This window comes from Pelagibius sp. (assembly GCF_028289705.1).
Classification (GTDB): Bacteria; Pseudomonadota; Alphaproteobacteria; order Kiloniellales; family Kiloniellaceae; genus Pelagibius.
Genome location: NZ_JANQOI010000165.1, coordinates 1 through 10,234, shown reverse-complemented (window position 1 = coordinate 10,234; position 10,234 = coordinate 1). Strand labels below are relative to the sequence as shown.

The window sequence follows — 10,234 nt, the reverse complement described above, 5'->3', positions numbered from 1 at the left end:
TTGTGGCGCCCCGATCGGGGCGCCACAAAGCGAACAAAGCACGAAGACTGTCAGCCATGTAACCGGTCCAAACTGTAAGCTATCTTCCCGGTTGCTCAGCCCGCTCCCCCTCCCGGCCATCCGCGAACTTGTACGACCCAATCTGTGCGGCCGGCCTTGAACGAAACCGATGACTGTCGTCTCGGGGCTTGTCCCCGGGACCCATTGTCCTGGCTGGCCATTCATGCGGTCGTAGAGAATATCCCAGTCCGGATTGCCGCGCCCGATCAGCCGGATCTTCTGTAGAGCGTTCCGTTCTTGCGGCTGGCAAGGATGTAAATGGAGTAGGGCATTGCCACGCGCCGACGCATTGGGTCCCGGGGATAAACCCCGGGACGACAGTCTTGTCTATACCTGGCTTGTCTATAACTTGAGTGTTGCATGTTTTCACGGCACCGGCCCGCTCCCCACCCGGCCATCCAGCACCGGTGTCCTATGGGTGGCGGGGAGGGGAGCGGGCCGGTGCCGTCAAAACGTGAAAGGCTCTAATCACGAGGCTTCGGAGCAAAGCATGGTCTTGCGCCAGAAGTCCTCGTTGACGGCGCCGAGATCGTTGGCCCTTCGAAGATCCCTGCCCAGGTAGCCGGAGACCAAAGTCACGCCGGCCTCGTGCAGGGGAACCGCGACGCCGAGGTCCCTGGCGAGATTGCACAAGGGGACGATGCCGTAGGGGATGTCTTCCGTCAGATAGCGTGTGGCGAGCTCTGTCGGGCCCTTCGTCCCCGGAAAGTCCTGGCAGACCTGCTGGGCCATGTCCGAAACCGAGGCGGGCCGGATCTTCGGAAAGGTCCGGGCGTAGTGTTCGAAAACATCTCGAACGCCGATCCCCAAAGCCTGAGCGACAGCGAGGCGTTCGCAGTCCAGCGATTCGATCAGACGGCCGACGGCCGGCGTGATGCAGCCGTAGTTCTCCCAGTCCTCGCCCTTTTCGATCCGTGTCAGGTTGGCCAGCCCGTTCGCCAGGTGAATCTGCGGGTTGAGATTGCTGAGCCCGATGGCGAGCGGGCTGCACAGAACCCGGAAGTTGTCGCCGAAGAGGTCCGAACAGATCCCCCTGCCCGTCAGAGGGTCCAGCGCGTCGGTCACGGCCATGTCGACCGTTCCCCGGATCGTGCCGACGCGAATGCCGTCCCGTCGCTTCTGCGCCGTCGCCAAGGTGGTCGACCAGGGAATGATGCGCGCCGGTTTTCCGGCGGCCTCCAGGGCGGCGGCGAAATGCAGGGACGCGAAAGAAAGCTCCCCACTGATGACGACGGTATGGTGCGGGCACAGGAGCGGCACCAGGGCCTCGATCGTCGGGCGGATGGCCTCGGCGCGCCGGGCGAAGATCAGGACCTCCGCTCTCTGAACGGCCTCCTCCAAAGACGGGACGGTGGAAAACCGGAACGTCCCCTCGAACGCGCCCTCGAAGGTCTGGCGGGGCGGTCTCTCCCCGCTCTCCGAGAGGAGCAGGACGTCATGTCCCCGCGCCGTCAACAGGCCGCAGTAGGTCAGGCCGATCGCTCCGGCGCCGAGAACGCAGACTTTCATAAGCGATACCTCGTTCTGAATGCCGACCATGGTGGTGAGAAATACGAGCTAGCCACCGGGGAAAGCCTCAGGGAAGAAGGTCCGCGGCAGGTAGAGGAAGACCCCCGGCAGGAAGATCACCAAAAGGATGATGCCGATGGTGATGGCCACGATCGGAAGCACGGCCAGGAACGCGCGCGGCATGTCGACTTCGCCGATCTGGGCGGCGATGAGCAGGCAGATGCCATAGGGCGGTGTTGTGAGCCCGATGGCCAGGGACAGACAGACGACGAGCGCCAGGTGGATGTCCGGAATCTGCGCCAGGACGCCCAGTTCCTTGATGATGGGCAGAAATATGATGACCGCCGTGATCGGGCTGAGCACGGTGCCGATGACCAGGCAGAACAGCATCAGCATCAACATCACCCCGGATGGATGCTTCGATGTCGAGGCGATGAAATCGGCGACCTCGCGCGCGATGCCCATGTAGGAAATGAGCCATCCCATGATCCCGGCCGCTGCGACCGCGAACATGGGCAGCGAATAGGCGACCACGGTGGAGCAGAGGATGTCGAAGAGCGCCCCGGCGCGAATCGTGCGGTAGAGGATCAATGCGAGAACGAGCCCCACCAGAGCGGCGATGGCCGAGGCCTCGGTCGCGGTGAAGACGCCGCTCAGGATGCCCCCCAGGATGATGGTCGGGATAAGCAGCGCCGGCGCCGCGTTGAGCGTCGGCTCGACGCGGTGCTTCCAGGGAAGCCTATCGGTATTGGCAACGTCGTAACGCGAGGCCACGTAGTAGGTGTAGGCCATCTGTCCGAGGCCGATCAGCAGACCGGGCAGGATGCCGGCAACGAACAGCCCCGCGATGGAGATGTTGCCGAAGGCGCCGTAGATCACGAAGAGGATCGACGGCGGAATGATGACCCCCAACGTCGAGGACGTGGCGGTGAGCGCGACCGCGAAGGGCGCGGGATAACCCGCCTTCTTCATGGCCGGTATCATGATGGCCCCGACGCTGGCGGTGTCGGCGGCGGCCGAACCCGACATGCTCGCGAACATCATGCTGACCATCACGTTGATATGTCCCAGACCGCCGCGGATGTGGCCCACGATGGACTGTGCGAAAACCATGAGCCGGTCGGTGATCCCGCTGTCGTTCATCAGCCTGCCCAGCAGCAGGAAGAAGGGGACCGCCAGCAGTGCGAAGGAATTGATGTTGGACAGCATCTGGTTGACCACCGAGTTCATCGGCAGGCCAAGCTGCAGAGCGGCCGCGAGGGAGGCCAGACCGATGGCGAAGGCGATCGGGACGCGCAGCAGGATCAGGATGAGGAATCCGGCGAGAAGGGTAACGACGGGGCTCATGCGTTATCGTCGCCCGCCTTGTGGTCGCCGGTCTTGTCGCCGCGAAGGACCGAGATGCAGCGCAGCACCTGTTCGACTGCGAAAAGCGCCATCGCGCCCCCGGCGATGGCCACCACGACGTTCTGGTAGAACATCGGGTATCCGAGCGAGAAGGAATAGCGCCGCCAACTCATGTCGGCATAGCTCCAGCCGTTCACCGCCAGGACCCAGATCAGCGGCAGACAGAGGATCAGCGCGAGGAGCATCAGCGCCTGGTTGGCGCGCGTGAAGCGCTGCGGCAGGATTTCGACCACGTAGTGCACGCCGCGCCGCAAGCCCACCGCCGCCCCCAGAAACACGCTCCAGACGAAGCAGAACATGGCGACCTCGTCGGTCCAGACGAAGGTGCCCGGCATCAGGTTGCGCGACCCGATCTGGAACAGCACGACGACGATGAACACCACAAACAAGGCGCCGCCCAGAAGATAGAGCGCCTTCTCGAGGGCGGCATTCACCCGTCGCAGCATGGAGACCTCCGGCCAGGTGCCGGGCCCCGCCGGGCGGCGGGGCCACGGAGCAACACTCGCTTACTTGATGGCGCGAATCTTCTCGAGCACCTCGGTCGCCCCGATCCCGGCGGCGACCTCGTCGTGAAGCGGCCGCACGATGTCGATGAAGGGGGTCTTGTCGACCGCGGTCACGGTGATCGTTCCCGCATCGACGAGGGGCTGCAGAAGAGAGTTGTCGTATTCGACGCCCTTGTCGATCCCGACGGTCGCGGCTTTCTCCGCCGCCGTTTGCAGTACCGCCTGATCGTCGGCGGACAAGCGGTCGAAGCTGGCCCGGCTCATGGTGATGTGGCTGACCATGAACTGGTGCTGGGTTTGGGAATGGTAGGGCGCCACCTCGTAGAGCTTGTTGCCCACATAGGCGCTGATGCTGCTTTCGAAAGCATCGGCGACGCCGGTCTGAAGGGCCGTGTAGAGTTCCGTGAAAGGTAGGGAGATCGGCTGCGCGCCGGTGGATTCCCACATCAGGGCGTCCATCTTCGACCCCGGGACGCGCATCTGCATTCCGGCAATGTCGGCAGGGGAGGAGACGGGTTTGGTGTTGTTGGAGAAGTTTCGGATGCCGCCCCCGGTCAGCGCCAGAAGCTCCAGCCCATTGTCCGAATCCTCGTAGACCTTCTCGAAATAGCCGACAACCTCGCCCTCGGGGTCCATGGCTTTGCGGAAGACCGGGACGCTGGGAAACAGATAGCTGATGCTGAACAACTGGAATTCCGGGAAGAAGGGTGTCGCTTCCTGCGTTCCGCCGATCAGCAGGTCGATGGTCCCAAGGCGCATCTCGTCCAGCGCCGTGGCATCGCGCCCCAGCGAGGCGCCGCTGAAAATCTCGATCTTGAGCCGGCCGTCGGTTGCGCTCTCGACCTCTTCCTTGAGGGTCTGGGCGGCATCGAGCCAGGGATGCGGCGGGTTCGCCTGCGTTGATAGCCGTAGTGTCTGTGCGTCCACGGCCTGCGCCGACACCAGCAAGGCAAATGCAAAGGCTGAGATTCGAAAGATCATGTTCGGGTGCTCCCTGTGATCGGTTTCGTCAAGGCATGCCCGATCTCAGCCGGACTGCCGCCTTCAGCCGGACCGTGGAAGAACCGGATCATAATGTCTAATCTCAATTACTCATGTTATAATGCTCAAATCTTATAGTAGGCCGGTGCGAAACCGTGAGAATGACCTTTCGGCAAGTGGATGCCTTCCGCACGCTGATGACGAGCCGCACGATGACCGGTGCTGCCGAGCGCATGTCGATCACGCAACCGGCGGTCAGCCGCCTCATTTCGGATCTGGAGGCGGCGCTCGACATGCGCCTGTTCGAGCGCTCCGGACCGCGGCTGCGGCCGACGCCGGCGGCGCTGCGGCTGATCAAAGAGGTGGAACGGGTGTTCTGCGGGCTCGACTACATCGAGGAGTCCGCCCGGCGAATCCGGCGTTTTCCCATGGACCCCTTCCGGATCGCCGCGCCGCCGTTTCTTTCCCACGCCTTCATCGCCCGGCTTGTCGCGGCGCTGACCGGCAGGCTCGGCGATCTGACCATCAGCCTGCACACCGACACCTCCCACGCCATCGCCGAGCAGGTTGCGCGAAGCCAGCATGACGTGGGCTTCTGCACCTTGACTTCGCTTCCCCAGGATCTGACGGTCCTGCACCGCATGACGGTCGCGATGGTCTGTCTTTTGCCGAGGACCCATCGTCTGGCCGACAAACCGCAGATCCACGTCAGTGACCTGGAGGATGAAAGGCTCTATGTCCTCGGCAAGAGCGGGTCGAACCGGCCGCAGATCGACAAAGCCTTCGCGGATGCCCGGATCACGCCGGCCATCGTCGGCGAAGTGCTGCACGCCGCCTCGTCGGCGGGCTTCGTGTCGGAAGCGCTCGGCGTCGCGCTGCTCGACCCCTTTTCTGCTCAGATGGCGTCACGGACGTCGACCGTGATCAGGTCCTTCCGGCCGGAGATACCCATGGAGATCGCCACCGTTGCACCGCTGCGCATCGACGCACCCAGGATCGTCGCGGCGCTGAAGGACCTGCTCGACCCAACGTTCCAGGCCCAGCTCTCGCCTTGATATGCGGGCCGATCGCCCGGGTGACCGGAACACGGGGCCGGCTTCGACGTCATCCTGCCGGCGGGCAGGGAGAAGGCACCGGAGGCCCCGGAAGAGAGCGAGACCCTGGCCGACCTCGCCCCGGAAAGCGACGGCGAGGACCCGCCGCCGGGGATCGGCTGAGCGCGTCAGGTGAAGAAGCGCAGGGCCGCGGCGACGATGGCTTCCGGCGCGTCTTCCTGCATCAGATGGCCCGCCTCGGGGATTTTCGTCAGCCGGGCACCGGGGATCAGGGCCTGCAGCTCTTCACCGCGTATCGGGGGGATCCAGGCATCCTCTTCGCCCCACAGCAGCTCGACCGGGCAGCGGATCTCGCCGTAACGGGGCTGCACCTCGTCGGTGAACCTCAGGTCCATCTGCGCGATCTGGCGGTAGAAGGCGGGCTGGCCCGTAGCGCCGCGCCAGGGCGCGAGGTAGGGCTCCAGCTCGGCGTCCGGCATAGTGCGGTACACCGCGCCGCGCAGATAGGCGGCCAGCAAAGCCTCATGCAGGTAGGCGGGCAGGCCTGAGAAGGCCTCGATGTGCTGGCGGACATGCTGGACGAAGGGCGAACCCCAGGGGCGGACCGCCACCGGATCGATCAGCAACAGCTTCTCGTAGTCGCAGCCGTTCAGCAGGTGCGCGCGCAGACTGGTCGCGCCGCCGAAGTCGTGGGCCAGGACCTTGGGGCGCGTGAGGCCCCAGTGACCGAGCAGCGCCGCCAACACCCGATTCTGAACCCCGAGGGAGACGTCCTGGCCGTCACGCATGCTGGACTGCCCGTAGCCCAGCAGGTCGAAGAGGTGGACGCGAAAGCTGCGCGCCAGTTCCCGTGCGATGGCATGCCAGACGTAAGACGAAAAGGGCGTGCCGTGGACCAGGACCAGCGCCTCGCCCTCCCCGATGACGTCGTAGGCGATCTCGTCGCCCTCGAAGGCAAAGCGTTGGGTGAGCGACCAGTCCGTCATGGCCCGGGCTTCAGTTTCGTACCAACCGCCAGGGGACGTGACCTGTCAAAGGTCCAAGAACAGAGCTTACGTTGGGCGGGTTCATGATTGCCTCTTTCGGTCGCCACCCTATGCCACCTTTCCGCCGGCGCTGCGCCGGGCGAGGGCACGCTGCAGGGCGAGGACGCCTTCGACGATCTCCTCTTCGCTGAGCGCCATGGCGCCCTCGCGCACGGTGATCTCGAAGACCGCGAGGCCGTCGTAGGGCGAGACCTGAGGCTCGGTGAACAACCAGAGGCCGCTTTCCCCCGCCACGTCGAGGGCCGCCTCCATGAGATCGGCGGCGTTCCCGTCGAGGCAGACCAGGAGCGCATTGGCCTGGGGCGGATCGGGGGTGATCCGGACACCCGGCAGGGGCGCCAGCGCCCGGGCGATCGCCTTGGCCTTCTCTTGATAGGCCGCCATGCGCGGCAAGCGCTGCTCCAGGCCCTGCATGGCCGCGGCGATGTAAGGGAAGAGATGGATCAACCGGCCGCCGCAGCGCCGCTGCCAGAGGCGTACCTCGGCCACCAGATCCTCCGGGCCCGCCAGCGCCGCGCCGGCCAAGCCGCCCAGCCCCTTGTAGAAGGAGACGTATAGCGAATCGAAGGGCGCGGCGATCTCGGCATGGCTGCGACCGTAGTAGGGCTGGATCTCCCAGATCCGCGCCACGTCGGCGTGGAGCGGAAGGCCGCGCGCCCGCGCGATCTCAGCGAAACGCTCAACCTCTTCCCAGGCAAGGAGGCGGCAGCCGAGGCGGCGCAGCGGCAACTCCAGGGTCACGGCGCCCAGTGGCTCGGCGATGGCCTCCAGTTCCTCCGGCGTCGGCAGGCGGCCGGGCTGCCCCAGCGCCGTCCCCCGCAGGCCGAAGACGCGCTCGTAGGCCTCGGCCTCTTCCGCGGCGATGTGACTCTGCGGGTGCAGGGCGATGGTGGGGCAGCCCTGGCGGTCGGCCCAGACCCGGAGGGCCGCGTTCTGCAGCATCTTGCCGCTGGGCCCGAAGACGGCGGCCGGCTTGCCCAGCATCCCGGCGATCCGCCGTTCGAAGTCTTCGATCAGCGATCCGCTGCCGTAGAAATCGGCCTCGGTGCCCTCTGGCAAAAAGGCCGCCAGATCGGCCAGCGCCCGGCGCGGATCGAGCGGCGGGTCGTGGGAGAGGAAGCGGTCGCAGGACCGGCGCAGGTCTTCTTTGGTGCGGCTGGTGCTCATGGTCGCCTTTTGTGTCGGGGCAGGGGCCGCTATCGTGGCGAAGCTTCCGCAGCGCTTCAAGGTCGGGTAGGGGGAAACCATGCGTAACAGAACGAAGCGCCGCTTTGAAACGGCGGGTTGGGTCCTCTTCATCATCTCGGCGGTGTTTTTCATCGCGGCGAGCTGGCGCAGCGGCGATGTCCTCGGTCTGTTGGGTGGGATCTTCTTCTTTTTCGCATGCTTCGTGTTCCTGGTGCCGTTGCATGGCCATCGCGTGCCGGACGATGAAACCTGACACGCGCAGGACCATCTAAGGGGGAATGACGGCCTTGCGGCCTCGGCCCTTGTCCGCCCCGGCCCGATACGGCAAGGTTGGCGGAATTCATACCTTTCCAGGCGCTCCCGAGGGAATCAGAGCATGAGCGACAAGCAGTACGATCTGGTGGTCATCGGCGGCGGGCCCGGCGGCTATGTGGCCGCCATCCGCGCCGCCCAGTTGGGCATGAAGACCGCCTGCGTCGAGGGGCGCGGTTCCCTGGGCGGCACCTGCCTCAACATCGGCTGCATCCCCTCCAAGGCGCTGCTGCAGTCCTCCGAGAAATACGCCGATGCCAGCAAGCACTTCGCCGAGCACGGCATCAAGGTGGACGGCCTCGCCCTCGACCTGCCGGCCATGATGAGCCGCAAGGACAAGGTGGTGAAGGAACTCACCGGCGGCATCGAGTTCCTGTTCAAGAAGAACAAGGTGGACTACGTGAAGGGCTGGGGCTCCATCCCGGCGGCCGGCACGGTTAAGGTCGCGCTGAGCGACGGCGGCGAGGAGGTCCTGACCACCAAATCGATCCTCATCGCCACGGGCTCGGAGTCGACGCCGCTGCCCGGCGTGGAGACCGACGAGGCGCAGATCGTCACCTCCACCGGCGCCCTCGCCCTGGATGCGGTGCCGGAGCATCTGGTGGTGATCGGCGCCGGGGTCATCGGCCTGGAGATGGGCTCGGTCTGGTCGCGCCTGGGCGCCAAGGTGACGGTGGTCGAGTTCCTCGACCGCATCCTGCCGGGCATGGACGCGGAGATCGCCAAGCAGACCCAGCGCGTGCTCACCAAACAGGGGCTGAAGTTCAAGCTGGGCACCAAGGTGACCGGCGCCGCCAAGGCCAACGGCAGCGTCACCCTGACCCTGGAGCCCGCCAAGGGCGGCGATGCCCAGGAACTGGCCTGCAACGTGGTGCTGGTGGCCATCGGCCGGCGGCCCTTCACCGAGGGCCTGGGCCTCAAGGAACTGGGCGTGGCCATGGACAACCGCGGCTTCATCCAGGTGGACAGCCACTTCCAGACCTCGGTGCCGGGGATCTACGCCATCGGCGACTGCGTGCCGGGGCCTATGCTGGCCCACAAGGCCGAGGAGGACGGCGTGGTCGCGGTGGAGGGCTTGGCCGGTCAGGCCAGCCACATCGACTACAACCTGGTGCCCGGCGTGGTCTACACCTGGCCGGAGGTGGCCGGGGTCGGCAAGACCGAGGAGCAGCTCAAGGAGGAGGGGGTCGACTACCGCGTCGGCAAGTTCCCCTTCACCGCCAACAGCCGCGCCCGCGCCGTGGGCGACACCGACGGCGTGGTGAAGGTCCTGGCGGACAAGCGCACCGACAAGGTGCTGGGGGTCCACATCGTCGGCCCCCTGGCCGGCGACATCCTGGCCGAGGCGGTGACGGTGATGGAGTTCGGCGGCTCCGCCGAGGACATCGCCCGCACCTGCCACTCCCATCCGGGCATGGGCGAAGCCGTCAAGGAAGCCGCCCTCGCCGTCGACGGCCGACCCATCCACATCTGAGAATCTGTCTCGAAACGGTTGGTTTGATTTCAATGGTTGGCAACACCTTGCCTAACCATATCGTCACCCTCGGGCTTGTCCCACGGCTGTCCGGTTTAAGGTCGGCGTCGAGGAAAACAGGCTGCCATCGAGTGTGCGGCTCACCCCCCTCCCAACCTCCCCCCGTCAAGGGGGGAGGAGATTTTTTTCAGCCGTTTCAATAGTTTCCCCCTCCCCCTTCGACGGGGGAGGGTTGGGGTGGGGGTGACTCCCTCTCAGCCGCAAGCCGTTAGCCATGGTGCGTTGGCTTTTGCGGCCTTCCACCAGCCCCTTGGTTCCAACACCTTGCAAAGCAACCCTCTCCGCCAAACAGAAAGAAGCTACACCGGACAGCAGTGAGTCGAGGCTCGAAGGTGACGATGAGGGTGGCGTTGGCGCGCGGGGCTATTCGGCGGCGGTGCCGGCGACGTCGCTGCTGAGGCCCAGCAGGCCCGGCAGTTCCGTCATGTCGGTGAAGGGCTGGCCGCCGGCGGCGGCGAGGGCGTCGGGGTCGGAATCGGCGGCGTAGGCCAGCACGCGCATCCCTGCCGCCACGCCCGCCGTGGTGCCGAGCAGGCCTACGCCGCCGATTCCGACCCCGACGCCCTCGCCGCCGCCGGCGGGCAGCCCTTCACCGACATGACGGAACTGCCGGGCCTGCTGGGCCTCAGCAGCGAC

General features: G+C 65.7%; 9 protein-coding genes and 1 pseudogene. 3 read left to right on the top strand and 7 right to left on the bottom strand.

The features are described 5' to 3' along the window. Window positions 1-528: 528 nt before the first annotated feature. The 4 genes from Q0996_RS20625 to Q0996_RS20610 are packed head-to-tail and all read right to left on the bottom strand — an operon-like array spanning window position 529 to window position 4,463. The gene (locus Q0996_RS20625; protein WP_299624256.1) at window positions 529-1,569 is read right to left on the bottom strand and encodes an NAD/NADP octopine/nopaline dehydrogenase family protein; all 1,041 of its coding nucleotides are present in this window, start codon (window positions 1,567-1,569) and stop codon (window positions 529-531) included. A gap of 48 nt (window positions 1,570-1,617) precedes the next feature. Further along, window positions 1,618-2,916 carry a TRAP transporter large permease gene (locus Q0996_RS20620; protein ID WP_299624253.1) on the bottom strand — a complete coding sequence of 433 codons (1,299 nt, stop codon included), beginning with the start codon at window positions 2,914-2,916 and terminating at the stop codon, window positions 1,618-1,620. After that, the gene (locus Q0996_RS20615; RefSeq protein WP_299624250.1) at window positions 2,913-3,422 is read right to left on the bottom strand and encodes a TRAP transporter small permease; all 510 of its coding nucleotides are present in this window, start codon (window positions 3,420-3,422) and stop codon (window positions 2,913-2,915) included. The genes Q0996_RS20620 and Q0996_RS20615 overlap by 4 nt, the downstream gene beginning before the upstream one ends. Window positions 3,423-3,482: 60 nt before the next feature. Further along, entirely contained in the window at window positions 3,483-4,463 is a 981-nt protein-coding gene (locus Q0996_RS20610) for a TRAP transporter substrate-binding protein (protein WP_299624248.1), read from the bottom strand. Between the two features lie 176 nt (window positions 4,464-4,639). On the opposite strand from Q0996_RS20610, the gene Q0996_RS20605 reads away from it, so the two are divergent. Beyond that, window positions 4,640-5,518: a LysR substrate-binding domain-containing protein gene (locus Q0996_RS20605; protein WP_299624245.1), complete on the top strand. Its 879-nt coding sequence runs from the start codon at window positions 4,640-4,642 to the stop codon at window positions 5,516-5,518. Window positions 5,519-5,685: 167 nt separating this feature from the next. On the opposite strand, the gene Q0996_RS20600 is transcribed toward Q0996_RS20605, so the two are convergent. Together Q0996_RS20600 and Q0996_RS20595 are read right to left on the bottom strand one after the other, a co-directional pair. Continuing rightward, window positions 5,686-6,504, bottom strand: coding sequence for an alpha/beta fold hydrolase (locus Q0996_RS20600; RefSeq protein ID WP_299624242.1), 819 nt, complete (start codon window positions 6,502-6,504; stop codon window positions 5,686-5,688). 108 nt (window positions 6,505-6,612) lie between these two features. Beyond that, entirely contained in the window at window positions 6,613-7,731 is a 1,119-nt protein-coding gene (locus Q0996_RS20595) for a low specificity L-threonine aldolase (RefSeq protein WP_299624239.1), read from the bottom strand. A 79-nt stretch (window positions 7,732-7,810) separates the two neighbouring features. On the opposite strand from Q0996_RS20595, the gene Q0996_RS20590 reads away from it, so the two are divergent. Both Q0996_RS20590 and lpdA read left to right on the top strand, forming a co-directional pair. Beyond that, complete coding sequence (locus tag Q0996_RS20590; protein ID WP_299624236.1) at window positions 7,811-8,005, top strand: cytochrome oxidase subunit III; 195 nt, start codon at window positions 7,811-7,813, stop codon at window positions 8,003-8,005. A 123-nt stretch (window positions 8,006-8,128) separates the two neighbouring features. Then, window positions 8,129-9,538: a dihydrolipoyl dehydrogenase gene (gene lpdA / locus Q0996_RS20585; protein WP_299624233.1), complete on the top strand. Its 1,410-nt coding sequence runs from the start codon at window positions 8,129-8,131 to the stop codon at window positions 9,536-9,538. A 423-nt stretch (window positions 9,539-9,961) separates the two neighbouring features. Here lpdA and Q0996_RS20580 read toward each other — a convergent pair. Then, window positions 9,962-10,234 (bottom strand): annotated as a pseudogene (locus Q0996_RS20580) (hypothetical protein); the annotation flags it as partial.